This is a genomic window from Campylobacteraceae bacterium (assembly GCA_013215945.1).
Lineage (GTDB): Bacteria > Campylobacterota > Campylobacteria > Campylobacterales > Arcobacteraceae > NORP36.
Window position 1 is genome coordinate 60,700 of sequence record JABSOM010000007.1, and the last position, 24,590, is coordinate 85,289.

The window sequence follows — 24,590 nt, forward strand, 5'->3', positions numbered from 1 at the left end:
TTCTTTCTTATACAAGTCTTTAGTACTTTACTAAAGATTTGTATTTTGTATTTTTTTTAAAATCTTCTATTTTACTCTTATTTTAAAGTATATGGGCTTTTGAATTTATAATAGCAACAGTATCTTCAATTCTAACCCCAAATTCATTGGGAAGGTAAATTCCAGGTTCAATAGTAAAAACCATATTTTCTTCAATTATAATCTCTGATTTTGCATTTATAAAAGGATATTCATGAATATCTAAACCAACGCCATGTCCTGTTGAGTGAATATAATATTTGCCATAACCAGCTTTATCAATAATATCTCTTGTTAATTTATCTATATCTCTTGCTTTCATCCCAATTCTGGCTTTTGATATGGCATTTTCTTGTGCTTTTAAAACAATGTCATAAATTTTTTGATGTTTTGCTTTTGAAAACTTTTGTTCTCTTCCAAAAGAAAAATTATCAAAATCTACATAAGAAGTAGAGGTTCTATCACTGCAATAACGTTTATATTTTATACCCATATCAACCAGTAATAAATCATTTTTTCTTAAGATATTATCTGTTGGTTTGGCATGAGGATTCGCTGCATTTTCATTAATCGCCACAATAGGATCAAAACTTACTTCTAATTGTCCTTTTTGGGTCATTTTTTCATAGGCTTTAAAAGTAAGTAGTTTTTCACTTTGTTCAAAACCATTTTTCTGAAGATATTTAGCAAAACGTTCAAAACCTTTTCTTCCTAGTTTTGCAGCTTTATGCAAAATAGTAATTTCATCATCACTTTTAATCATACGTTTTAATTGAGAGAATTTTTCTTTGTTTACAAGTTCAATATCTAATGCTTGTTTTAATTTTGAAAATAAAGAGTAGGTAAAATCATTGCCATCATATACAAGACTCTTTATATTGGATTTTTTTATTATCTTAAGTGCCTCTTCTATTAAGTTAGCACTTATAATAACACTGGCTTTGTGTACTTCCTTTTGGGCTTCTTGCATATACCTAGAATCGGTTATAAAAAATGCTTCGCTTCCCAGTTTTAAATATAAAACATTGTCACAAGAATATGAACATTCGTAATAAATTGCATTTTCATTTTTTAAAATATAATTTTCCATAAAAACCTTTGGATATTGAATATAGTGTATTAACAAGCGTTATTTAACTATAAATTAAATATAATCATAGCTAAAAATTATAAAAGGAATCATAATATGAAAATAGCAGTAATACAAGGTCCAAACCTTAATATGTTAGGTGTTAGAGAGCAAAATATTTACGGACCAATGTCAATGGAACAAATTCATGAACAAATGAAAACAACAGCTTCACAAAATGGAGTTGAATTAGAGTTCTTTCAATCAAACTTAGAAGGTGAAATTGTTGATAAAGTTCAAGAATGTTTAGGAGAAATTGATGGTATTATTATTAATCCAGCAGCATACTCACATACATCAATAGCAATTGCAGATGCACTAGCAGCTGTGGCACTACCAACTGTAGAAGTACATATCTCAAATATTTATAAAAGAGAAGAATTTAGAAAAACATCAATAACAGCAGCTTCTTCAACGGGTGTTATTACTGGTTTTGGTCCTTTTGGATACCATTTAGCATTATTATCATTAACGCAAATTATTAGTGAATTTAAAGCAATGCAAGAACAACAAAATGCAGCAGTTGCACAAGAAGAAACACAAGCTAATTAATGAAGATTTTAAAAGCTTCATGGCTGATATCTTGTGATAGCAAAGTAGGCATTATTAAAAATGCTGCTTTGGTATACAATGATAAAATTATTGATGTGGGTGATGCAGATTTTATTCTTAATAAATATCCTAACTGTGAAATTAAAGATTTAGGTGAAAACTCTGTTTTAATGCCTGGACTTATTAATTCTCATATACATCTCGAATTTTCTGCCAATACTACCAGTTTAGATTATGGTAATTTTATGTCATGGTTAAATTCTGTTATTGTAAACCGAGAAACACTTATAGAAAAAGCAAATTCAGAATTTATTTCAAAAAAACTCGACACGATGTTAAAAACAGGAACAACAACAATTGGTGCAATATCTTCTTATTCTTATGATTTAGATGCTTGTGCAAAAAGTGCTATGAATACTGTATTTTTTGCAGAAGCCATTGGGTCAAAAATGGATATGGTTGATACTTTATTTAGTGATTTTAAAGCAAGATTATCTGAAATAAAAAGCCATGCTTCAGGAAACTTTTTTCCAGGTGTTGCTATTCATTCTCCTTATTCGGTTCATCCTTTTTTAGTAAGAGAAGCTTTAAATTTAGCAAGGGCTGATAACTTAGCAGTAAGTACACATTTTATGGAATCCCCAGAAGAAAAATTATGGTTAAATAAAGATGAAGGTGGTTTTTTAGAGTTTTTTAAAAACTTTTTACAGCAAGAAAAAGCAGTAACGAAACCCCTAGAGTTTTTAAATAATTTTAAAAATATCAAAAAACTTTCTTTTACGCATTGTGTTGAAGCCAATGAAGAAGAACTTCTGCTAATAAAAGAATTAGGTGGGGTGATTAATCACTGTATTACTTCAAACAGATTATTAAACAATACGAAACTAGATATTTCGGCACTTAAAACAGCTTATAGTATTGGAACAGATGGTTTAAGTTCTAATAATTCTTTATCTATGTTTGATGAATTACGAAATGTTCTTATGATGCATGAGAATAAAGAAATAAATGCTTTTGCAGCTGCTTTATTAGTAAGTGCCACTAAACATGGTTCTGATGCTTTGGGTTTAAATAAAGGTATCTTAGCTAAAAACTTTGATGCAGATATTATTTCTTTGCTTTTACCAGATAGTGTGGAAGACGAAAAGAGTTTATGTACTCACGTTATATTACATACAAAAAGAGTTAAAAACGTTATTATTGGAGGCTTAAATGTTTAAATTTATTGCTTGGTTATTTTCACCCATTGTTGCTGTATTGGATTTTATTACAAAATATTTTAAAACCATTGTTTTTTTGAGTATTGTATATTATTTTTCTTATGGTTCAAATCAAGATGTTTTGAGTGATTCAAATGCATCCTATGCAAATTTACAAAAGATAGAACTTTTTGGTCCTATTTTATCTGCAGATAAGGTATTGGAAGATATTGAAAAAGCAAAAATGAATGACAATATAAAAGGGGTTTTATTTATAGTTAATTCTCCTGGTGGTGCTGTTTCTCCTTCTGTTGAACTTATGTATGCTATTAAAGAATTAAGAGCGATTAAACCCGTCGTTGCATATGCTTCTGGAACAATGGCAAGTGGTTCTTATTATGCTTCTATTTATGCAAATAAAATTTATGCAAATCCCGGTTCTATGATTGGTTCTATTGGTGTTATTTTTCAAGGCGCTAATATGGAAGAATTAATGCAAAAAATAGGTATTAAAATGCAAACGGTAAAAGTAGGGTCATATAAAGAAGCTGGAACACCAACGCGTGAATGGAATACCTACGAAAGAGCTGAGTTAGAAAAAGTAATTAATGATACCTATGATATTTTTATTGAAGATGTATCAAAAGCACGAGGTCTTAAAAAATCAGATCATAAATTATATGCAGATGCACATATTTTTACTTCAAGACAAGCTAAAAAAGTAGGGCTTATTGATGAAGTAGGAAATATTACTGCTGCTAAAAAATACTTAATTCTTTTGTCAAAAGTAAAAGATCCTGTATGGCACAAACAAGATAAGTTTGATGCGTTTATGGAAAAAATTATAAGTGAAGTAGTAAGTAATTTTGCAATAAGCATGCAAGGTGGACTAAAAGCTTATTAGTCTTTACTCAAATAAAAAAGGGGAAAAGATATTATCTTTTTCCCTTTTTTTATGCCAAGCATAAAATAACTAGTTGTATTTAGGTTCAAGGCGGATATAACTTTTAACGATTGAGCACACAGATGTGTGTGATTGAGTTAAAAGTTATGTCCAACGAAGAAGATGAATATAAATAGTTGTTTTACTTATTTTAAAGCGGATACTATTTTGTATGTATCATTTGCTATGACATATTCTTCATTTGTAGGTATTACAAAAATTCTACCTTTTGAACCATTTGTAGAAATATCTCTTGCATGACTTGCTCTTTTATTATTTTTAGTAGGGTCAATATTTAATCCCATATAATCTAATCCTGCACACACTTTTTCTCTGATTAATGCAGCATTTTCACCAATTCCACCTGTGAAACATAAAGCATCAACACCATCTAAAGCAGCAGCATATGATCCAACATATTTTTTGATAATATAAGCAATCATATCAACAGCTAATCTACATTTATCATCCCCAGCTTCCATAGCTTCTAATACTTCTCTTAAATCAGATGATTTTTCAGAAATACCAATGATTCCAGATTTTTTGTTTAAAACATCTAACATTTCTTTAATATCTAAACCATCTTTATCCATCATATAAGATAAAGCACCCGCCCCAATATCACCAGAACGTGTTCCCATCATTAAACCTTGAACAGGAGTTAATCCCATAGAAGTATCAATACATTTACCATTGTAAACAGCAGAAACAGAAGAACCATTTCCTAAGTGACAAACAATTACTCTTGTATTGTGTTTTTTATCTAACATGTTTAACGCTTCATTGGATACAAAATAGTGACTGGTTCCGTGGAAACCGTATTTTCTTACACCATTTCTTGCATATTGATCATAAGGAAGAGGGTACATATATGCATAATCAGGCATTGTTTGATGAAATGCTGTATCAAATACTGCTACATTTGGAACACCTGGCATTAATTCCATACAAATTTCCATTCCCATAACATTTGCAGGATTATGTAAAGGTGCTAATGGAATTAAATTTTTCAATGTTTGAATGACTTTATCATCAATAATAACTGATTGTGTAAAATTCTCCCCACCATGAACAGCTCTATGTCCAATTGCTTGGATTTCATCAATTGAATTTATAACAGCACCTTCACCATCTGTTAATGTTTTTAACACAAGTTCAATTGCTTCTTTATGAGTAGGCAAAGATATATTAACTTTTAATTTTCCTTCTTCTCCAAATTCGTGTTTTAATACCCCATCAATTCCAATTCTTTCACAAAGTCCAACAGCTAAAACTTTTTTATTAATTGGGTTCATTAATTGGTACTTTAACGACGAACTTCCTGCATTTAAAATGAATACTAACATATACTTTCCTTTAATTATAAAATATGGTGTTTAATCAACAACTTGTGTTGCAGTAATTGCAACAAGGTTTGAAATGTCTTCTACTGAACATCCTCTTGATAAATCATTTACGGGTTTATTAAGACCTTGAATAATAGGTCCATGCGCTTGTGCATTAGCAAAACGTTGCACTAATTTGTATCCAATATTTCCAGACTGTAAATCAGGGAAAATTAAAACATTTGCAGATCCTGCCACTTTTGAATCAGGGGCTTTCTTTTTTCCAATAGCTTCAACAATAGCAGCATCTGCTTGCATTTCTCCACCATAAGCAAAATCGACATTTCTATTGTTTAAAATGCTAACAGCGTCTTTTACTTTGTCCACCAAAGGGTGCGACGCACTTCCCATAGTAGAAAAAGATAACATTGCAACTCTAGGTACTAAACCAACTACATTCTTAGCAGTTTCTGCTGTTGAAGCAGCAATATCAGCTAATTGCTCAGATGTTGGATTAGGTAAAACAGCACAATCTCCAAATAAGATTAACCCATTATCTCCAAATTTTCCATCAGCTGTTTCCATAACAAAAGAAGAAGAAACCGTTTTAATTCCAGGAGCTGTTTTAATTACTTGCATAGCCGCTCTTAATACATCAGAAGTAGGTGAATCAGAACCAGCAACTACACCCTGTGCATCACCAAGTCTTACCATCATACAAGCAAAAAATCGTGGCTCAGTTTTCATAATTTGCGTAGCATCTTTTTTACTTAAAGATTTTTTAGCTCTTAATTCAACCAATTCATCTATATAAGCATCAATACCATCAAACTCTAAGGGATTAATAATTGAAGCACCTTCAATATTAGCGCCAGCTTTTAAAGCATCTTCTTTTATTTTCTTTTCATCACCAATTAATATTATATTGGCAGTTTTCTCTTTTAATACGATTTGTGCCGCTAATAATACTCTTTCGTCTTGTGATTCAGGTAATACAATTGTTCGTAACTTCTTTTTAGCATTTTTTTTAATACTATCAATTAAACCCATTTTAGATTCCTTTGTTTGTTATGATATATGGATATATATCTAAGTAATATTTTAGTTAATAAAAGCAAAAAAACATAGCTATTCGCTCTATAAAATAAGAAAAAAATTAAGTGTGAAGAATAGTAATAAATTATGACTTTTATTTCAGATTTGAAACAATAAAAAAAGAAACATGTACAATACTTGTACCTATGGTACAGTATTTACACATGGCTTAAAACTAGGTTTTTTGTAAAAAAATAAAGGAAATCATTCCTGGTATTTTTGAAGTTTAAGAAAAATCATTGCAGTCATAATTGCATCATTAAGTGCATCATGTTTTCCTAGCTCTGGAATCTGAAGCTCCTTCATTATCGTATCAAACTTCAAATCTATAAAATCATAAGGGGAGGTTTTTTTTCTGCTTTTGTAATATAAAGAGGATACTTCTATGCTTTTATTTGGTAATTTCACTCCAATATATTTTTTAGTATATTTTGATATTATTGTCATATCAAATTTAATATAATAACCAATTATTGTCCTAGACCCAATGAAATCCAAAAGCTGTGTTATTGCTACTTTTGAATCCACTGCATTGACTAAATCAATAGGTCTTATTTGGTGTATTTTAATAGATTCTTCTGCAATTTTGGATGAAGGTTTTACAAAAATATTAAAGGTATCTCTCATTAAAATCTTATTGCCTTTTACAATAACTGCTCCAATAGATAGTATCTCATCTTTATTGGGATTTAAACCTGTTGTTTCACAATCTAAACTAACATATTCGTTTTCTAAACAAGGATCAAATAAATATGAATACTTTAAATTAGTAAGTTTTTTTTTATTCCAAGTATTAATTATATTTCTAAACATTAAGAAATCTTATCAATTTGAAAACTATGAGAGATGAATTTTTTAAAATCAATTACAATACTTAATGAATCTTTTAATAAATCTCTTTGTATTTTCCCCAAACTAAGGGTATCAATTTCATTATTAATATTCTTTTTACATTGATAACTTTTTAACTGGGCTTTTAAACGTAAAGTCCCTAAAACATCAAAAGCTTCTAAGAGTTCATTCCCCATATTTTCATCCAAAATATTTCTCTCAACTAAAATTTTGATTCGTTTAACTGTAGTTGTTTCTCTTATTTTTTCTCTTAAACATAACGATCTAATACCCTGAACTATAGGAAAAACACCTGCTTTTTTAATATCAATATAATTAACCTTAGTCATAAAACTATTAACCGTTCGAGGCGTTTCAAAAGTTAAGGTTGATTTTGCAAAGTAGGCCATAAAAACATCTTTATCATGTAATTTGTGAAATAAATCATCTTTTAAATCAATTAATAAGTTTTTATCTCCAGCAACTGCAAAAGAATCAAAGAAAATAGCTAAGTCCATATAATTTTGTAAATCAGGAGTTTGAATCCATCTGGCTGTTTCGTCTTTATAATCTTGAACTCTTTTACACCAAAATGGATTGGATACCATAATATTACCTTCACAAGGTGGGTATCCAAAATCAATAAGTGAAGCAGTGATTTTTTCCATATATTCTTTATATTCACTGGCATTTGAAGAATCATTAATAACCAAAGCATTGTCTTGATCGGTTTTGATTATTTGTTCGTTTCTTCCTTCACTTCCCATAACAATAAAACATGCATTTTGTCTTAATTCTTTTGGTAGGATTAATTCATAGAGTTTTTTATATACTTTGGTATTAAGCTGACCAATTAAATTTGCAATATGAACTACTTTTACACCTTTTGCTTGCATGGTTGTAATAATATTCATTAAAGATTGGCTAGCTAGTTTTAATTCTTCTAAGTTATTTGCTTTTTTAATTTTTGTATCTACTACATTGGTGTGATTTGCAAAATGTGACAAAACATCAATTTGTTCTAAAATTCCTACTAATTCTTTTTTTGAATTAAGCACTCCTACTCTTTTAATATTCTTTTTAATTAATAAAGAAAGTGCATCAAAAAGGTAGTCTTCTGCATTTACCGTTAATAAAGGGAAAATTGCAATTTCTTGTACTTCAATATTTAAATCTCTTTTTTGTAATAAAACTTTCATTTTTAGTAAAGAATCTGTAATAATTCCGTATTCTTCACCTTTTTTTACAACAATAGTAGATGTTTTATATTCTAAGGATTTTTCAATTGCATTCAATAATTTTTCATCTTGTTTAACAATGCAAGGCTCATGAACAATTGTATCTTCGACTTTATCCAAAATAAAAGTAGATAATTCAGATGAAAACTCTTTTTCTTTTAACATTTGTAATTTACTCACAAGGTTATTTAAAAAATAATTCTTAAATTGTTCATTTTTTTCAAGAAGATTTAAAAAAGTTTTTTTTTCCAGCTCATAACAAATTAAATCTTCTTCTACTTTAAAAGTACTTTTTGTTTTTGAATAAATCAAAGAATTTGAATCAAAAGAATCTTCATTAGAATAATCCATAATAAGTTCATCTTCTTTAAACTCGTGAACATTTCCTTTTATAATAATAAAAAAATGATCAGGAATTTTAAGAGGAGATATTAAAACAGTTCCTTTTGGATAATAAGCAATATCCATGTGTTTAATGCACATATGCATTTGATCTTCTTTTAAAACTTCAAAAGGGTGAATATTTGATAAGAAGGATTTTTGGTCTCTAAGGCTCATAACGATCCTTTATTATTAGTGTAAGTATAGCTAGTATTCTTTTAAACTAAATCTTTTTATATCAGTTCGGCTTTGATATAAAAAGATTAGATTACACTAAAATATTTAGCATAAAAGAATACTAAAAAGCCTAGTTAAAACTAGGCTTTAAAGATTTAAACGTAACTCTAAAAGAATTAGTTTAGGTTCTAGTGATCGTGTGCTTCACCTACACCTGAAGGAATTCTAATACTCTCAACTAAGTCTTGAATATGTTGAGGAGGAGGAGGAGTAGATCTTGAAACAACAAATGCTACAACAAGGTGTAAAATTGTTCCAATTGTTCCAATTCCTGAAGGAGCAATACCAAATAAGTAATCTGCTTTGTCTCCACCTAAGAATACGAAATAAACAATATATCCAAAAGTAAAAATTAAACCAGTTAAAATACCAGCAATCGCACCTTCTTTATTCATTCGTTTATCAAATACACCAAGGATAATTGTTGGGAAGAATGCTGCTGCTGCTAAACCAAACGCAAACGCAACAACTTGTGCAACAAAACCTGGAGGATTTATTCCTAGATAACCTGCAACACCAATAGCAGCTACTGCTGATAATCTAGCCCACATTAACTCTGATTTTTCACTCATTGTAGTTTTACCAGTTTTTTTATCTTTAAAGATAACTTGACCAAGTAAATCATGAGAGATAGCAGATGCAATAACAAGTAATAAACCTGCTGCTGTAGATAAAGCTGCTGCTAATCCACCAGCTGCAATAAACGCAATAACCCAGTTAGGTAAGTTGGCAATTTCAGGATTCGCTAATACCATGATATCTCTATCAACGTATAACTCATTTTGAATTTTTCCACTATTGTTAGCAGCTGCACCATTAGTAGTTAATCTATGCCCATCTTCAGCAACTTTTGTACCGTCGTATTGTGGTTTACCTTTAGCGCCTTCAAATGCAGCACCCTTAGAGTATTGAATTTTACCATCGCCATTAATATCAGTCCAAGCAATTAAACCAGCAGTTTCCCACGTTTTAAACCAAGCACCATTATTAGTAGTTCCATCAGTACGTTTTACTTCACCAGCAACAAAAGCTTTGTATTCAACATTTTGAACATTTTTAATTAAGTTAATTCTTGAGAATGCAGCAACTGAAGAAATAGTTGTATACATAATTGCAATAAATACTAATGCCCAACCAGCAGATATTCTAGCATCTTGAACAGTAGGTACTGTAAAGAATCTAACAATAACGTGAGGTAAACCAGCAGTTCCTAACATAAGAGCTGTAGTTAATAAGAACATATTTTTAATACTTCCTGGCTCAGTATAAGCTTGGAATCCTAAATCCGTAACAGCAGCATCAAGTGCGTGCAGTAAGAATGTACCTTCTGGAATCATTTTAACACCATCTGAGAATTCAAAAGTTGTTTGAGCAAAAAGACCCATTTGAGGAATAAATGTATCAGTAACTTGTAATGAGATGAAAATTGCAGGAATCATGTATGCAAAAATCATTACAACATATTGAGCAACTTGTGTATATGTAATACCCTTCATTCCACCTAAAACAGAATAAAAGAATACAATACCCATACCAATGAATACACCAGTATTTACATCAACTTGTAAGAATCTTGAGAAAACTATCCCAACCCCTCTCATTTGACCTGCAACATAAGTAAACGAAATAAAGATAACTGCAACAACTGCAACAGTTCTAGCAACATCTGAATAATATCTATCACCAACAAAGTCAGGAACAGTAAATTTACCAAATTTTCTTAAATAAGGAGCTAAAAGCATAGCTAGTAGAACGTATCCACCAGTCCAACCCATTAAATAAGCTCCACCAAAACTTCCTTTAAAAGAAATAATACCAGCTAATGAGATAAATGACGCAGCACTCATCCAATCCGCAGCAGTAGCCATACCATTAGCTACAGGATGAACTCCACCACCAGCTACATAAAACTCTTTAGTTGAGCCAGCTCTTGCCCATAAAGCAATTCCAATATAAATTGCAAAAGACACACCTACAAATAGGTAGATTAAAGATTGTAATTCCATTCGTTTCTCCTATTCACTAACGCCATATTTTTCATCAATTGCTTTCATTTTGCTTACATAAACAAAAATTAACACTACGAAAAAGTAAATTGCACCTTGTTGTGCAAACCAAAATCCTAACTTAACACCAGATATTTCTATCGTGTTTAGTTCATTAATAAATAAGATACCACAACCAAATGATACAATAAACCATACCACTAATAATTTTAAGATCATTGAAATGTTTTCTTTCCAATAAGCTTGAGCTTTTTCTGGACTCATAGATTCTCCTTAATGATTTTTACTTAAACTCATTCCTAAGACAGGATTTAAGTAATTAACAGTGTTAGTATAATAGGTAAAAATAGCAAAAGGATAGCAATGGTAAAACATTTGAAAAGAATTCTAAAATTTAGATTGAATTAAGATTTAATGTCGATATTATGGGATGTCATGCAGAGTAAAATCTATTTATTTTATAACCAAGTCCTCTTATATTTGTAATAAAGTCTTCTTTTAATGCTTTTTTCAAACGAGATATTTCAGCTCTAATTGTGGGATTATCTATGTCTTCTGCATTCCATACATCTAATCGAAAACGTTCAAAGTCCACAATCATATTGATATTAAGAGCTAATATATGAATAATATCCAGCTGTTTTCTCGTTAATCCTTGGGGCTCTTTGTTAAAAAATAACGTTTTTTTGTCTTTTGAATAAGAATAGTTTTCAGAAAATTTAATGTGAGTAGTAACACTTTGATCTTTTTTAAGTATTTGATTTATTTTAATTCCAAGCTCTTCTAGGTGAAAGGGTTTTTTTAAATATTCTCTGCAGCCTAAATCATAAGCACGTGTAATGTCTTCTATATCAATAAGCGCAGATATATAAATAGTAGGTATAAAAAGTTTTCTTGCATTTAATTCATTAAGAATTTCGAAACCATCTTTTTTTGGGATATTTATATCTAATATTAGTAAATCAAAAGAATTGTCAACTTCATCAAGTACACTTTGTCCATCCACGTAAGTTTCAACCAAATGTCCAATTTTTTTTAAGTATTCATTTATCGCATTATTGAGCATTAACTCATCTTCAAGTAGCAGTATTTTCATCTATTTTAAACCTATATGAGAATTTTGTTTCAGTTGTATTAGAATTTAGTTTTATAATAACATTATTTTTATCACAGATTTCTTTTACAATCTTTAATCCCAGTCCAAATCCGCCTCTATTCGAATTTTCTCTATAAAAATCATCAAATATTTTATTTTCTTCTTCGATTTTTTGTGAATTGGTAATGACTTCAAAAATAATATAGTCTTCTTGATCGTAGTGCAGATTAATTTTAATTTTAGAGTTTGCATGAGAATATTTAATAGCATTTGAAATATTATTATCTATGACTCTCTCTAAAGAGGTTTTATTAAAGCGTATATGAATATCTTCTTCTTTCTTTAAGAGATAAGATAAGGAGTTTGATTTGGCAATTTCATCAAAAAAATTAAGTCTTGCATCAAGTATCTCTGAAAAATTTAGAATACTTTTTTTGTATTCAACTCTGTCTTTTTTAATCATATAAGACAAATCATCATATATATTTTGTATTATTTTAATTCCATTTTGTATATTTGTTAAATACTTATTGTCTATTTCATGAATCTTGCACAGATCTATATTTGTTTGTATGATTGAAAGAGGGGTATTGATTTCATGAACGGAATGTTTTAAAAATTGTTTTTGTGATTCTATAAGATTGGTTAATTCATGGGTTTGTTTATCCACTTTTATTTGAAGATGTTTGTTTAAATCTTCAAGAACATGGGTTTTAACTTTGATATTATTCATTGCATTATTGGCGTAGTTTGCAATAATTTTGAATTCTCCAAGAATTAATCTGTTTTGATTTATTGGATTATCCGATTTTTCTGCTTCTTCAAAATAAACACCAATTTCTTTTACATCATTTACAATTAATAAAGTAGCATTTTTATATAAAAATATGGAATATAAAACTATCATTATGGTTAGAGATAAAATTTGAAAAATATAATTGGAAATTCTCTTATCATATTCATATTGTTTTATTTTGATTTGTTTTTTTACGTCATCCAGATATAAACCACTTCCTATAGTCCAATTCCAATCATTGTAGGCCAGCGCATAAGAAACAATAGGGGCATTTTCATTGATCTCTTTTTTGTACCAGGTATATCTTATATAACCGCCGTCTTCTTCTTGTGAAATATCAATTAAGTCTTTTACTACATTTTTACCATAAATATCAATCTGATCATAAAAATTCTTATTTTGATTCTCTTTTGAGGATGGATAATAAATAGCTTTTCCTACAAAGTTGTAAATAAATATATTGTCATTAATATCTTTGTTTTTTCTCATTTTATCAATAGCTTTTAATATATCTTCTTGAATTTCTTTTTCAGGTTTTATAATTTTAAAACGTTTATGATAATAAGAAATAAAAGAGATAATTTTATCCAGATCACTTTTGATAAGTTCTTTTTGTTTATTGGTGTAATCAACTTCTAATGTATCAATCTTGTGTTGAAATTCATCAAAGGTATTGTCAATAATAATATAAGTAAAAGAAGAGATAAGTATTATAATAAATACTATACTTGATAAAATAAGATGGTAGATGGATTTTACTTGTATCATATAAGACCTTTTTATTATGCAAAAGAATAACTGTTTTTTAGTTAAAGCAAAATTGTGAAAAGTATTAAAAAGTTTAATCTGTTATGAATGTGTAAAAATAGGAGTTCAGTAATTATAAGGAGATCAATAATAATAAAAGTGGCGCGGTTGAAGGGACTCGAACCCTCGACCTCCTGCGTGACAGGCAGGCGTTCTAACCAACTAAACTACAACCGCACTTTATAAATAATGAATCTAAGATTCATAAGTCACTGTAAACTATTTACATTTAAAACTTAATCTATGCTACTGCATAATATGATTAAATCATATAGATAATTTGAATTAAAATAGTATCTAAAAAACCTTATGAAAACATAAAATATTTATTAATACTGTGAATAATATAAAAATTAAACAAACTCTTGTTAAATTTTTAATAATGGTAGTCGATAGAAGACTCGAACTTCTGACGTCTACCTTGTAAGGGTAGCGCTCTACCAACTGAGCTAATCGACCACTGTGGATATTTTATATCATCCCTGATAATAAGTTTGTAAATGGTGATCCCTAGGAGATTCGAACTCCTATGGTTGGAATGAAAATCCAAAATCCTAACCATTAGATGAAGGGACCTAAAACTTATATTGGTGACCCGTGATGGATTCGAACCATCGGCCACTTCCTTAAAAGGGAAATGCTCTACCAGCTGAGCTAACGGGTCCTATTTAAGAAGGTGTCTTAAATTGGAGTGGAATTATATGCAAAAAATAATCATTTGTCAACGGTTTTTTGAAGAAAATTCAAAATTTCTTTTAGTGCTGTTTTTGCGGCTTGTATTTGCACCTCATTTCTTTGGCCAGAAAAGTGATATTTTTTTACATTTTTATGCTCATCAGGCCCTATGAAACCAATGATTACTGTACCTACTGGTTTGAGTTCTGAACCACCATTTGGACCTGCAATTCCTGAAGTGGCAAGTGCATAATTTGCGTCAAATTTTTCTTTAACGTTGCTTAACATCTCATTCACAACTTCAATACTAACTGCTCCATGCTTTTGAAGTGTTTTTTTTGATACATTTAATTCTTTGTGTTTAATGTCATTTGAGTAAGTTACAATGCCTCCATTGAAGATTTCTGATGAACCAGAGACTTGTGTTATTAAATAAGAAATTAGCCCTCCTGTGCATGATTCTGCACAAGTAATACTTGCTTTTTTTTTCTTGAGTAGGGTTTGAAGCTTTTTCATATCAGTGTCATTAAATATTGAATCATACATAAGGGTACCTTTATTGTTTTGTGATGTTTATACTAGAGTAAATGAACTTAAGAGTGGAATAGCTTGTTGCAGTAGAAAAAACTATAATAAGATTTTACTCTTATTATAGTGCTTATGTTTTAATCAGTTAAATCAGCTAAGAATGCATCTTCATTATAGTTGAGATTTAAATGCTCAACAATTACTTTTAAATCTCGCTCAGCATTTCCTAAACAAGATGTTGCACCAGGACTTGGCGTCATATTGAAAATTAATCCATTACCAGGGTTAATGGATGCTTCTCCTAACATAAGTTTTTGTTTTTCTTTATCAAGAACTTGTGGTCGTACGCCTCCAAAACCTTTTGCATATTCAATATCATCAGTAGTTAAAGAAGGAACAATCTTTCTTGCATCTTGTACAAATAATCTTTTATTAATAAAAGGCACTTCAAATAAGAAGTTTTTAAATACATAGTTTCTTATATCTGAGTCTTTTAATAAGTCCCAGAAAATTTTTACAATGTTTCCATCAAAATTTAACGTTTTCCAGAAATCCATATACGTACCTGGTTTAAATCGTTCTAGTTTTGGCATCATTAAAGCAGTAGGTCCAAAACGCGTTTTCCCATTAGCTAAAATATCAGGATCACCATGTAATGCAGCAAACGGCAATTTGTCATTTTGTACCATATATACTTTACCATTTAAAAACTCACCAGAAGTCATATAAAAACTTCCAGCCATAGGTAAACAACCCATATGTTTTCCATAACCCATTTTGTGAGCTATAAACAATGAGTGTGCTCCTGCATTTACAATCACAAAATTAGCAGAATATTCTTCACCATTTTCTGTTGTAACATCAAATGTTTTATCATCGTTTTCAATTATGTCTTTAATTTGTGAATTAAAATAAACATCACTAGGAATATCAGATGCTTTAGTACCTTGTTTAACCAAAGCTTTTGTCATTTCTCCAAAATCAACTGTTGTATACTGATCTTTTGCACCCATTGCAACAATATTTTCAGGTCGTTCAATTGTTTGTTCTTTATCTGCCCAAACAAGTTTTGGTTCTAATTCTTTTAGTTTCTCTTTATCCCATAGTTCTAGGTATGGAAATAATTCTTTAAATTCATGATATCTTTTTGTAATAAAAGCAACTTCTTCATCTCCAACACCTAAAGCCATTTTTTGATGAGAAAACATAATTTTATTTTCAAGTTCATATTGAAGACAAAATTTTTCAATCATTTTTGCTGATCTTTTAGTTGCATGTGCTTTATCTAGAGTATAGTTTGTTTCTATATCACCCACATGTATAGTTTGTGAATTACTAGTACCTTTTGTATTTAAAGTAGCTAAATCTTCGTATTTTTCCAGTATACATATACTTTTTACATCAGTATATTTAGCTAATTCATAAAAAATTGCAGCTCCTGAGATACCGCCTCCGACAATTATTACATCATAATGTTTTTTATTCATCTGTTCCATTCCCTATTATAAATATTAAACTTATAATATCAGAATATTTTAACTTATGAAGTAAAATAATAAAAATATATGTACATCATATGTTCCAAATGTCTCTTTTTCACACACTAATTTTACAAATAGGGCATATATGTATAGAAAAGAAACAAAAAAGTCATTTATGATTCATTGTCTTTCATAATGTACACTTCTTGTACATTATGAAAGATAATCAGAAATTAACAATAATTTAGATAAAATCACGCATTTAAACCAGATACAAGGTCTTACACATGGATTACAAAGATAGTTTATTACTTCCAAATACAAAGTTTCCAATGAGAGGAAATCTTCCGCAGAACGAGCCTATAAAATATAAGTTATGGGATGAGTCAAATGTTTATGAAAAAATGAAAAAGAACCGAGAAGGTTCACCTTCTTTCACCCTGCATGATGGTCCTCCTTATGCTAATGGACATATTCATATTGGACATGCTTTAAACAAAATATTGAAAGATATTATTAATAAATATCATTATTTTGATGGAAAATCTATTCGTTATGTTCCAGGTTGGGATTGTCATGGTTTACCAATTGAACAAAAAGTTGAAGAAAAAATTGGATCTACAAAAAAGAAAGCACTTCCTAAATCAAAACTTAGAGAATTATGCAGAATACATGCAGCGAGATTTGTTGATATCCAAAAAGAAGAATTTAAAAAACTGGGAATTATTGCGGATTGGGAAAATCCTTATTTAACTATGGATTTCAAATTTGAAGCTAATATTTTTAGAGAACTGTGTGCAATTGCAAAACAAGGTCTATTAATTCAACGTTCAAAACCTATTTATTGGTCATGGGCTGCACAAACTGCATTAGCAGAAGCTGAAATAGAATATGAAGATAAAGTATCACCATCTATATATGTAGCATTCAAACATGAAAAACTGGATGCTTCTTTAATTATTTGGACTACAACTCCTTGGACATTACCAGCTAATACAGGAATTTCTCTAAATCCTGAAGAAATTTATGTTTTAACTACTGATAAGTTTATTGTTGCTAAAAAACTGCATGCAACATTAATAGCTGATGGTATTATTAAAGGTGAAATTGTTGAAGAAATTAAAGCAAGTGCTTTAGAAAATACTTATACAATTAATCCTTTAAATGATAGAAAATCTAAAATAATTTTAGGTGAGCATGTTCTGATGGATTCTGGTTCTGGTGCAGTTCATACAGCTCCTGGCCATGGTGAAGAAGATTATAAAGTAGGTTTACTTTATGATTTAGACATTATAATGCCTGTTGATGCTTATGGTAAATATGATAATACAATTGTACGAGAAAAATTATTTAGAGACACAGAAAAGTATTTAGGTTTACATGTATTTAAAGCAAATGAATTAATTTTAGAAGAATTAGGAGATGCTTTAATACAAAGAGTAGATATTACTCACTCTTATCCTCATTGTTGGAGAACACATACCCCTGTAATTTATAGAGCTACTAAACAATGGTTTATTTCTATTGATGATGCGTATGGGAAAGAAAATAAAACCTTACGAGAAAATGCCTTAGATGTAGTAAAAGATCTAACTTTTTATCCTGAGTGGGGAAGAAACAGATTAAGATCTATGTTAGACGGACGTCCAGATTGGTGTATCTCACGTCAAAGAGACTGGGGAGTTCCCATTGCATTCTTTAGAAATAAATTAACAGATGAAATTATTTATGATGAAGAAGTACTTACTCATGTAGCTTCAATCTTTGATGAAAAAGGTTGTGATGCTTGGTATGATTTATCAATTGAAGAATTATTGCCAGCTGGATCTTCACATAATGCGGCAGATTTAGAGAAAACTCAAGATATTTTAGATGTATGGTTTGATTCTGGTTCTACTCAAAATGCAGTATTAAGAAGTGGAAATTATGATGCGGGTACTTTCCCTGCTGATTTATACTTAGAAGGAAGTGATCAACACAGAGGTTGGTTCCAATCTTCACTTTTAACTACGCTTGCATCAAGTGAAATTGCACCTTATAAAGCAATTTTAACTCATGGTTTCACAGTAGATGAAAAGGGTGAAAAAATGTCTAAATCAAAAGGAAATGTTGTTGCACCTGATAAAGTGATGAAACAATATGGTTCTGAGATTTTAAGACTATGGGTTGCTATGAGTGATTATCAAAGTGATTTAAAAATTTCTGATAATATTTTAAAACAAAATGCAGAACTTTATAGAAAGATTAGAAATACTGCGAGATTTTTACTTGCAAATGTAAGTGACTTAGAATCTTTGGTTCCTGTTGAAGAATTAGGAGCACTAGATAAATGGGTACTTTCAAGAGCTAAAGATGTTTTCACTGAAATTAACAATGCTTTTAAAGTGTATGAATTTTCAAAAGGTTTAAACAAACTGAATAATTTTCTAGTTGTTGATTTATCCGGAATTTATTTAGATGTATGTAAAGACAGATTGTATTGTGATAATAAAAATGATCTTCACAGACGTGGAGCTCAAACTGCAATGGCTATTATTGCTAAAAAACTGTTTTCTACTATTGCTTGTATTTTAACGTATACAGTAGATGAATTATTAACACATTCTCCCAAAGTAATTAAAGGAAATGCACAAGATGTATTTGATTTAAATACCTATGAGATTCCAAATGTTACAAATTCATTAAATAATGAAGTTTTAATGGGTGCTAAAGAAAAGTTTCAAGAAGCAATTGATAAACTTAAAAAAGAAAAGATTATTAAGTCTACGCTTGAATTAGATATTTATACTGATTCAAAAGATTTATTAATCTTACCGAAAACAGAAATTGCTGATTGGTTTATTGTTTCAAATTGTATTGAAAAATCGCAAAATCCGTTATTACGTTTTGAACTTGATGGAGCTGTTTTTGAAGCCTATAAATCTTCAAAACAAAAATGTCCAAGATGTTGGAAGTTTACAAGCGTAAGCAGTGAGTGTTTATGTACTAGATGTGAAGTTGCAGTAAAATAATGTTTGAAGAAGCCGTAAGTTTAAGCTTTATTTTTCAAAGCATTGCAGCTATTTTAATATGTACGGCCATTGGTATTTATTTTATAAATACCAATAAAAGAAGTAAATAAAGGCTAAAAAATGATGCCATTTTCAGATGAAGATTTAAAACCAGTAGTTGCTAATTTAATTAAACAAAAAGTAGCCCCTATGTTAGCAAGAGATGGTGGTGCAATTGAACTACTTGATATTATTGATGCAAAAATATTTATTCAATTACAAGGTGCCTGTGTTGGTTGTGGTTCAAGTGGAAGCACTTTGAAATTTGTTGTTGAAAAAGAGCTTAAAACGGCCATTCATCCAGAACTTGTTATAATAAATGTACCCCATGGAATGGAAAATAAGCTTAAGGAACTTTAATGGTAAATGAAAAACGCCTACTTAATGATGCAAACACATTATTTTTAAATAAAGAATTTAAAAAAGCTCTGTTTTTATATTCTGAATTATTATATCTTTCTCCTTTGAATGAAGAGTATAAAATATATGCAATTTTTTGTGATATTGCTATAGAAGATGTTGAAAAAGCCCTATCTTTGTATGATTATTACAGTGTATCAAAAGCAGAAGATGAAAAAGGTGCCATTCCTTATATTAAAAAAGTGATCAGCGCTTATGACGGAGATGTAGAAAGTTTAATGCTGATGTTAGATGAGTTTTCACAAAATACAGTTGAATCTTTGGATGCTATTAAATATGATGATTTTAAAGCTTTGGTTATTTCAAGAGGTTCTTTTCGTGTGGCTTTTGAAGATATTATGTTTTCAACAAAAGTTGCGATTGAATCAAAAGATGATTTTTTTGATTTTGTTTCTAAATTGATTGAAAATGATTTTAATACTACAGCATATTCCTATTTAGAAGGCTTTAATGAATATTTTTCCTACGATGATAATATTCAAAAACTATATAAATTATTAGAAGAGAAAAACATTGCACTTAATCACAAATGAATACCATTTCACAGATAATTCACAAGAAATCAACAAAGACATAATTTTTGTAAGCAATAATTACAATAAAAAATATATTGAGCAAGTAAAACAAGCAGGCTGCAAAAGAATTATAGCCTCCTCACAATTAAAAGATTTTTTTGATTTTTCGCCTATTAAAATTATTGGAATCACAGGAACTAATGGTAAAACAACAACAGCTGCTGCTATTTACTCTTTTTTACTTGATTTAGGCTACAAAGTAGCGCTTCAAGGTACACGTGGGTTTTTTATCAACGATGAACGTATAGAAGAATACTCTCTAACTACACCTATGCAAGTAACAAATTTTTCTCATATTCAAAAAGCCATTAAAAATGAATGTGATTTTTTTATTATGGAAGTTAGTTCACATGCTATTGCGCAAAACAGAATTGAGGGTCTTACTTTTGAGCTTAAAATTCATACGAATATTACACGTGACCATTTAGATTATCACAATACAATAGAAGAATATATCAATATTAAAAATTCTTTTTTTAGTGATGATGGAAAAAAACTTATTAATAAAGATGACCCCAAAGTTAATGTCAATAGAAAAAATGCTTATGCGTATTCTTTAGATAAACCTTCTACTTATAAAGTTCAAGCTTATTCTTTTAAAGAAGGAATGCAAGTTGCTATTTCACATATAGGAGAAATGGTTAATTTTTCTTCTTCAATGATGGGAATATTTAATATTTATAATCTTACAGCTGCTATAGCAGCTGTTGATATTGTTACTAATAAAAATCTTGAAGAAATTTGTCTTGTTGTAGAAAACTTTGCAGGAGTTGAAGGTAGAATGGAGATTATTTCTAAAGAACCTTTGATTATTGTTGATTTTGCCCACACTCCTGATGGAATGAAAGAAGTATTTGAAAGCTTTAATCATAAAGATATTATTGTCGTTTTTGGAGCAGGAGGAGATCGAGATCAAAGTAAAAGAGCAATAATGGGGAAAATGGCTGCTACTTATGCTAAACACATTATTATTACTTCAGATAACCCACGTTTCGAAGATCCTGATTTAATTGTTTCAGATATTTTAAGTGGTATTAAAAACAAACAAAATGTTAAAATTGATATTAATAGAAAAGCTGCTATTGCAAAAGCTATAGCATTAGCTTCTAAAGATTCTGTAGTGCTTGTACTTGGAAAAGGGGATGAAAGTACTCAAACCATTTATGATAAAAAATTTCCTTTATTGGATAAAAAAATTATTTTAGATTGTTTGGCGAATCAAAATATAAAATAAAGTCTATAAATAATCTTCTATTTATAGGCTCTAATGATAATTCCTCTTCCGTGTTTGGACTGTGCAATATAATTTACATAAGATATTAAGGTATCTTTTCCCAAATAATCTTTTACTAACCATGCTGCTTCTAATACTCTAGCTCGAGATAAACCTAAGTGTAATAGTTCTCTTCTACTTTTACTTTTGATAGACGAAAAAGCTTGTTCATCTTTTTTATCCAACAATGGGATGATTTGGTAACGAATACTTGTTTCTTTATTGTTCTTAAAAAAAACTTTTAATTTTTTCTTACATGCAGCACTTATATTCTTAGATGCCACACCTGTATCATAACAAGAAACAGAGTTGTATTTTTGTTTTTTAATTAACTGTCTGGTTTTTTCCAAATTAGCTTGAAGATAAGAAATTTTTTTATTTAAAACAATGCTATTACGAGATTCTTTTGGATTAATACTTTTTAATGCTTTTAGGCGTTTTTCTAAGCTCGTAAAGTTGCTTTTTAAAACATATGTTGCTTGTAAATCTTTATTTAAATCATCAAAAACCAAAGTGCTTTTATCAAATTCTTCTTTTACAATTTTTTCTACTAGAACTTCTTTTATTGTTACAATTTCTTGTGGAATTATATTTTGCTGTATTTGATAGGTAAGTGCAATTATTATTGCCAAAAAGATTGGAATTACAATTTTATTTAATTTAATAGATAAAAAATCTCTAAGATCTTTTCTGTAGATTTTAAATTTTTTTTTGTTGGTATATTCTTTTGAACGTTCCTCGAGGGCTTGTTTAAGTAAATCTTTGACTTCTAATTTATCTTGTTCATTCATAATGTTATTATAACTAAAAATTAATTATTTATGTTCTCTTTGTATGATTAGAAACGATTTTTGATAATAAGAAAGAAAAATAACATTAATATAGAAAAAAACAAAGGATAAAAATAATAGTATTCTTTTAAAACTATTTTGTTCTTATTTAAGGAGCTTTTTTCTAAATAATTAATGTCTTCATAAATTTTCTCTAAGATTAAAGAGTTTGTTGCTAAATAACTCTTGCCCATACTTTGTTTGGATATATGTTCTAAAGCAGGTATTTTGTAATTTGAAATTAATATTGTATAGATTTTAATCTTGTATTTTTTTGCTAATTTAATAATTATACTTATAGGAATTTTACTTGCAGTATCTTCCCCATCACTTAAAAGTACAATGATTTTACTTTTTGATTTTGAACTTTTCAAAATATTAATGGCGCTTGCTAAAGAATCAAACATAGCTGTTTTATTGCCAACAATGCCAATATCTAAATAGGATAATATATCCATTTGTGCATTTTTATCAAAAGAAAGAGGGGATGCTGTCATAACAGAAGATCCAAATACTACTAAAGCAATATTATCATTTAGTCTTTTTTGAATAAAGTCTTTTACAATGGATGATATAACATTCCATCTGTTTTCATTTGGATTGTTTAGGTTAAAGCCTCTTTGTTTCATTGAATAAGAGGTGTCCAAACTTAAAACAATGTCTATTCCATCATTTTTTATAAAAACAGTATTGAGTTTTTTTATAGGCGAAGCTAAAGCTAAAAGTGCAAGTACTAAAATCAGATATTTAAGTATTTTTAAATTAAAAAAAGATGAAGATTTTTCAAGCATATTGCTTTGTGGAAAATAAAAAGTTGCGCTTTTTTCTTTACAGTAGTATTCACAAAAAATAAAAATAAAAATAAGGGAAAAAACATAGGGGTATTCAAACTCAAACATGTACACTCTTTAGGTATTTATTATATTCACTTAAAAAATCTTTTGAAAAATCAGGAACATCTTTTTTATATTTATATTCTTCTAATAAAAATAAAATATGTTTAGATACTTGTGTATTATTTTTATGAAAACTCATTAAATGAGCGTATTTAGCAATACTATAAGAGGCTTCTTTTGTATTCTTTAAATCAACATTTTTTAGTTCCTTTAGATATTTTTTTAAAGGATTATTTTTTTTTCTCAAATAAAGTTTGTATAAAAATAAGAATACAAATACTAAAAAAACAAGAAAGAATAAAAGTAAAAAAAGAAAGAAATAAAAAGAATAGTCATTTATTTCTACAATGTTTTTAATATCATGGATTTTTATCATTTCAAAAACCCCATTAATTTTGCCAATGCATCATCGTTGGTGTATATCTTAATAATTTTAATTCCACAACTTTCTGTGTGTTCATATAAAAGTTGATCATTTTGTTTTATTTTTTCTTGGTAGTTATTTAGTGCTTTTTTAGACAAGAGTCCTGAAAAGTTTTTTCCATTACTTGGATCAATGAAATTTACATTACTTAAAGCAAAAGGTTTTTCTTCGAATTTTTCACGAATAACAATGACATATACTTCATGTTTTTTTGACAGAAGTCTTAAATCCAATGTTTCGCTTTCTAAAAAATCACTTAATAAAAAAAGCAGAGATTTTTTTCTAATATTTTTAAAAAGTATATTACCTAAATTTCTATAATCTATACTTTTATTAAGGCACTTGTATTGTGAGATTTTTTGATTCATTTCACTAACTGCAAAGATTTTTTTTGAAGCTTTCGTGAGCAATTCTAAATTTTCATTTAGAATATAAGAAGCAAAAGGATCTCCTTGTTTGATGGCTATAAATCCTAATAAACAAGCAATCTCATTACATAAGTCACTTTTTAATTTATGCAAACCAAAATGCATAGAACCGCCCATAATATTTACAATTGTTATATTAAGTTCTTTTTGTGCATGAAAAACTTTTACGTAAAGTTTTTGTAGTTTGGCTGAGATTACCCAGTCAATATTTTTTACATCATTTCCATATTCATACTCTTTTAATTCAAGGAAATCGTAACCATCCGCTTTTAACAAAGAAGAATTGTTTCCATGTATTTCTGAGAAAACACGTTTTTTACTTTTTATAAGCAGTTTTTTAGCAGCTAAATTCATAAA

Annotated in this window: 22 protein-coding genes and 4 tRNA genes; 7 read left to right on the forward strand and 19 right to left on the reverse strand. The window is 29.0% G+C overall.

What is annotated here, in order from left to right:
• Positions 1-82 precede the first annotated feature (82 nt).
• Positions 83-1,108 carry a M24 family metallopeptidase gene (locus HRT41_08660; GenBank protein ID NQY24096.1) on the reverse strand — a complete coding sequence of 342 codons (1,026 nt, stop codon included), beginning with the start codon at positions 1,106-1,108 and terminating at the stop codon, positions 83-85.
• A gap of 96 nt (positions 1,109-1,204) precedes the next feature.
• Here HRT41_08660 and aroQ point away from each other — a divergent pair, with 96 nt between their 5' ends.
• Genes aroQ through sppA form a run of 3 tightly spaced genes read left to right on the forward strand, consistent with a single transcriptional unit; the run spans position 1,205 to position 3,802 of the window.
• On the forward strand, positions 1,205-1,699 hold the full coding sequence (aroQ, locus tag HRT41_08665) for a type II 3-dehydroquinate dehydratase (GenBank protein NQY24097.1): 495 nt from the start codon (positions 1,205-1,207) through the stop codon (positions 1,697-1,699).
• Entirely contained in the window at positions 1,699-2,919 is a 1,221-nt protein-coding gene (locus HRT41_08670; protein ID NQY24098.1) for a metal-dependent hydrolase, read from the forward strand. Before aroQ ends, HRT41_08670 begins: the two co-directional genes overlap by 1 nt.
• Complete coding sequence (gene sppA / locus HRT41_08675; GenBank protein ID NQY24099.1) at positions 2,912-3,802, forward strand: signal peptide peptidase SppA; 891 nt, start codon at positions 2,912-2,914, stop codon at positions 3,800-3,802. The genes HRT41_08670 and sppA overlap by 8 nt, the downstream gene beginning before the upstream one ends.
• Before the next feature lie 185 nt (positions 3,803-3,987).
• Here sppA and HRT41_08680 read toward each other — a convergent pair whose 3' ends face one another.
• The 14 genes from HRT41_08680 to HRT41_08745 all read right to left on the reverse strand — a co-directional run bounded on the left by HRT41_08680 (position 3,988) and on the right by HRT41_08745 (position 16,343).
• A complete protein-coding gene (locus tag HRT41_08680; protein ID NQY24100.1) occupies positions 3,988-5,187 on the reverse strand; it encodes an acetate kinase in 1,200 nt (399 codons plus the stop codon).
• 30 nt (positions 5,188-5,217) lie between these two features.
• A complete protein-coding gene (pta, locus tag HRT41_08685) occupies positions 5,218-6,216 on the reverse strand; it encodes a phosphate acetyltransferase (GenBank protein NQY24101.1) in 999 nt (332 codons plus the stop codon).
• Positions 6,217-6,465: 249 nt separating this feature from the next.
• Complete coding sequence (locus HRT41_08690) at positions 6,466-7,074, reverse strand: 3'-5' exonuclease (GenBank protein NQY24102.1); 609 nt, start codon at positions 7,072-7,074, stop codon at positions 6,466-6,468.
• Entirely contained in the window at positions 7,074-8,888 is a 1,815-nt protein-coding gene (locus HRT41_08695; protein NQY24103.1) for a CBS domain-containing protein, read from the reverse strand. Before HRT41_08695 ends, HRT41_08690 begins: the two co-directional genes overlap by 1 nt.
• A 188-nt stretch (positions 8,889-9,076) precedes the next feature.
• A complete protein-coding gene (locus tag HRT41_08700) occupies positions 9,077-10,954 on the reverse strand; it encodes a cation acetate symporter (GenBank protein ID NQY24104.1) in 1,878 nt (625 codons plus the stop codon).
• Positions 10,955-10,963: 9 nt separating this feature from the next.
• Positions 10,964-11,218: a DUF4212 domain-containing protein gene (locus tag HRT41_08705; protein NQY24105.1), complete on the reverse strand. Its 255-nt coding sequence runs from the start codon at positions 11,216-11,218 to the stop codon at positions 10,964-10,966.
• A 169-nt stretch (positions 11,219-11,387) separates the two neighbouring features.
• The gene (locus HRT41_08710; protein ID NQY24106.1) at positions 11,388-12,050 is read right to left on the reverse strand and encodes a response regulator transcription factor; all 663 of its coding nucleotides are present in this window, start codon (positions 12,048-12,050) and stop codon (positions 11,388-11,390) included.
• On the reverse strand, positions 12,031-13,614 hold the full coding sequence (locus tag HRT41_08715; GenBank protein ID NQY24107.1) for a cache domain-containing protein: 1,584 nt from the start codon (positions 13,612-13,614) through the stop codon (positions 12,031-12,033). The genes HRT41_08710 and HRT41_08715 overlap by 20 nt, the downstream gene beginning before the upstream one ends.
• 139 nt (positions 13,615-13,753) lie before the next feature.
• Positions 13,754-13,830 (reverse strand) — tRNA-Asp (locus HRT41_08720).
• Positions 13,831-14,036: 206 nt separating this feature from the next.
• Positions 14,037-14,112: transfer RNA gene (locus tag HRT41_08725), tRNA-Val, on the reverse strand.
• A gap of 42 nt (positions 14,113-14,154) precedes the next feature.
• Positions 14,155-14,229: transfer RNA gene (locus HRT41_08730), tRNA-Glu, on the reverse strand.
• A 12-nt stretch (positions 14,230-14,241) separates the two neighbouring features.
• Positions 14,242-14,317 (reverse strand) — tRNA-Lys (locus HRT41_08735).
• A 50-nt stretch (positions 14,318-14,367) separates the two neighbouring features.
• Complete coding sequence (locus HRT41_08740; GenBank protein NQY24108.1) at positions 14,368-14,874, reverse strand: CinA family protein; 507 nt, start codon at positions 14,872-14,874, stop codon at positions 14,368-14,370.
• Positions 14,875-14,993: 119 nt separating this feature from the next.
• On the reverse strand, positions 14,994-16,343 hold the full coding sequence (locus HRT41_08745; protein ID NQY24109.1) for an FAD-dependent oxidoreductase: 1,350 nt from the start codon (positions 16,341-16,343) through the stop codon (positions 14,994-14,996).
• Positions 16,344-16,624: 281 nt separating this feature from the next.
• On the opposite strand from HRT41_08745, the gene ileS reads away from it, so the two are divergent.
• The 4 genes from ileS (at position 16,625) to HRT41_08765 (ending at position 21,616) form a co-directional block, all read left to right on the forward strand.
• On the forward strand, positions 16,625-19,348 hold the full coding sequence (gene ileS, locus HRT41_08750; protein ID NQY24110.1) for an isoleucine--tRNA ligase: 2,724 nt from the start codon (positions 16,625-16,627) through the stop codon (positions 19,346-19,348).
• Between the two features lie 120 nt (positions 19,349-19,468).
• Positions 19,469-19,747: a NifU family protein gene (locus HRT41_08755; protein ID NQY24111.1), complete on the forward strand. Its 279-nt coding sequence runs from the start codon at positions 19,469-19,471 to the stop codon at positions 19,745-19,747.
• Positions 19,747-20,340, forward strand: coding sequence for a hypothetical protein (locus HRT41_08760; GenBank protein ID NQY24112.1), 594 nt, complete (start codon positions 19,747-19,749; stop codon positions 20,338-20,340). The genes HRT41_08755 and HRT41_08760 overlap by 1 nt, the downstream gene beginning before the upstream one ends.
• The gene (locus HRT41_08765) at positions 20,321-21,616 is read left to right on the forward strand and encodes a UDP-N-acetylmuramoyl-L-alanyl-D-glutamate--2,6-diaminopimelate ligase (GenBank protein ID NQY24113.1); all 1,296 of its coding nucleotides are present in this window, start codon (positions 20,321-20,323) and stop codon (positions 21,614-21,616) included. Before HRT41_08760 ends, HRT41_08765 begins: the two co-directional genes overlap by 20 nt.
• Positions 21,617-21,633: 17 nt before the next feature.
• Here HRT41_08765 and HRT41_08770 read toward each other — a convergent pair whose 3' ends face one another.
• From HRT41_08770 to HRT41_08785, 4 genes are read right to left on the reverse strand one after another with little or no spacing between them, the layout of a single operon-like run.
• Positions 21,634-22,446, reverse strand: coding sequence for a hypothetical protein (locus HRT41_08770; protein ID NQY24114.1), 813 nt, complete (start codon positions 22,444-22,446; stop codon positions 21,634-21,636).
• Positions 22,447-22,493: 47 nt separating this feature from the next.
• A complete protein-coding gene (locus HRT41_08775; GenBank protein NQY24115.1) occupies positions 22,494-23,384 on the reverse strand; it encodes a VWA domain-containing protein in 891 nt (296 codons plus the stop codon).
• On the reverse strand, positions 23,377-23,757 hold the full coding sequence (locus HRT41_08780) for a hypothetical protein (GenBank protein NQY24116.1): 381 nt from the start codon (positions 23,755-23,757) through the stop codon (positions 23,377-23,379). The genes HRT41_08775 and HRT41_08780 overlap by 8 nt, the downstream gene beginning before the upstream one ends.
• Complete coding sequence (locus HRT41_08785; protein ID NQY24117.1) at positions 23,754-24,587, reverse strand: DUF58 domain-containing protein; 834 nt, start codon at positions 24,585-24,587, stop codon at positions 23,754-23,756. The genes HRT41_08780 and HRT41_08785 overlap by 4 nt, the downstream gene beginning before the upstream one ends.
• Positions 24,588-24,590: the final 3 nt, after the last annotated feature.

Bases quoted from the DNA above. Each gene is read 5' to 3' on its own strand.
- HRT41_08715 (NQY24107.1), bottom strand. From the start codon at position 13,614: ATGATACAAGTAAAATCCATCTACCATCTTATTTTATCAAGTATAGTA.
- HRT41_08740 (NQY24108.1), bottom strand. From the start codon at position 14,874: ATGTATGATTCAATATTTAATGACACTGATATGAAAAAGCTTCAAACC.
- HRT41_08690 (NQY24102.1), bottom strand. From the start codon at position 7,074: ATGTTTAGAAATATAATTAATACTTGGAATAAAAAAAAACTTACTAAT.
- HRT41_08680 (NQY24100.1), bottom strand. From the start codon at position 5,187: ATGTTAGTATTCATTTTAAATGCAGGAAGTTCGTCGTTAAAGTACCAA.
- HRT41_08745 (NQY24109.1), bottom strand. From the start codon at position 16,343: ATGAATAAAAAACATTATGATGTAATAATTGTCGGAGGCGGTATCTCA.
- HRT41_08710 (NQY24106.1), bottom strand. From the start codon at position 12,050: ATGAAAATACTGCTACTTGAAGATGAGTTAATGCTCAATAATGCGATA.
- pta (NQY24101.1), bottom strand. From the start codon at position 6,216: ATGGGTTTAATTGATAGTATTAAAAAAAATGCTAAAAAGAAGTTACGA.
- aroQ (NQY24097.1), top strand. From the start codon at position 1,205: ATGAAAATAGCAGTAATACAAGGTCCAAACCTTAATATGTTAGGTGTT.
- HRT41_08760 (NQY24112.1), top strand. From the start codon at position 19,747: ATGGTAAATGAAAAACGCCTACTTAATGATGCAAACACATTATTTTTA.
- HRT41_08755 (NQY24111.1), top strand. From the start codon at position 19,469: ATGATGCCATTTTCAGATGAAGATTTAAAACCAGTAGTTGCTAATTTA.
- HRT41_08705 (NQY24105.1), bottom strand. From the start codon at position 11,218: ATGAGTCCAGAAAAAGCTCAAGCTTATTGGAAAGAAAACATTTCAATG.
- sppA (NQY24099.1), top strand. From the start codon at position 2,912: ATGTTTAAATTTATTGCTTGGTTATTTTCACCCATTGTTGCTGTATTG.
- HRT41_08670 (NQY24098.1), top strand. From the start codon at position 1,699: ATGAAGATTTTAAAAGCTTCATGGCTGATATCTTGTGATAGCAAAGTA.
- HRT41_08775 (NQY24115.1), bottom strand. From the start codon at position 23,384: ATGTTTGAGTTTGAATACCCCTATGTTTTTTCCCTTATTTTTATTTTT.
- HRT41_08780 (NQY24116.1), bottom strand. From the start codon at position 23,757: ATGATAAAAATCCATGATATTAAAAACATTGTAGAAATAAATGACTAT.
- HRT41_08770 (NQY24114.1), bottom strand. From the start codon at position 22,446: ATGAATGAACAAGATAAATTAGAAGTCAAAGATTTACTTAAACAAGCC.
- HRT41_08695 (NQY24103.1), bottom strand. From the start codon at position 8,888: ATGAGCCTTAGAGACCAAAAATCCTTCTTATCAAATATTCACCCTTTT.
- ileS (NQY24110.1), top strand. From the start codon at position 16,625: ATGGATTACAAAGATAGTTTATTACTTCCAAATACAAAGTTTCCAATG.
- HRT41_08785 (NQY24117.1), bottom strand. From the start codon at position 24,587: ATGAATTTAGCTGCTAAAAAACTGCTTATAAAAAGTAAAAAACGTGTT.
- HRT41_08700 (NQY24104.1), bottom strand. From the start codon at position 10,954: ATGGAATTACAATCTTTAATCTACCTATTTGTAGGTGTGTCTTTTGCA.
- HRT41_08660 (NQY24096.1), bottom strand. From the start codon at position 1,108: ATGGAAAATTATATTTTAAAAAATGAAAATGCAATTTATTACGAATGT.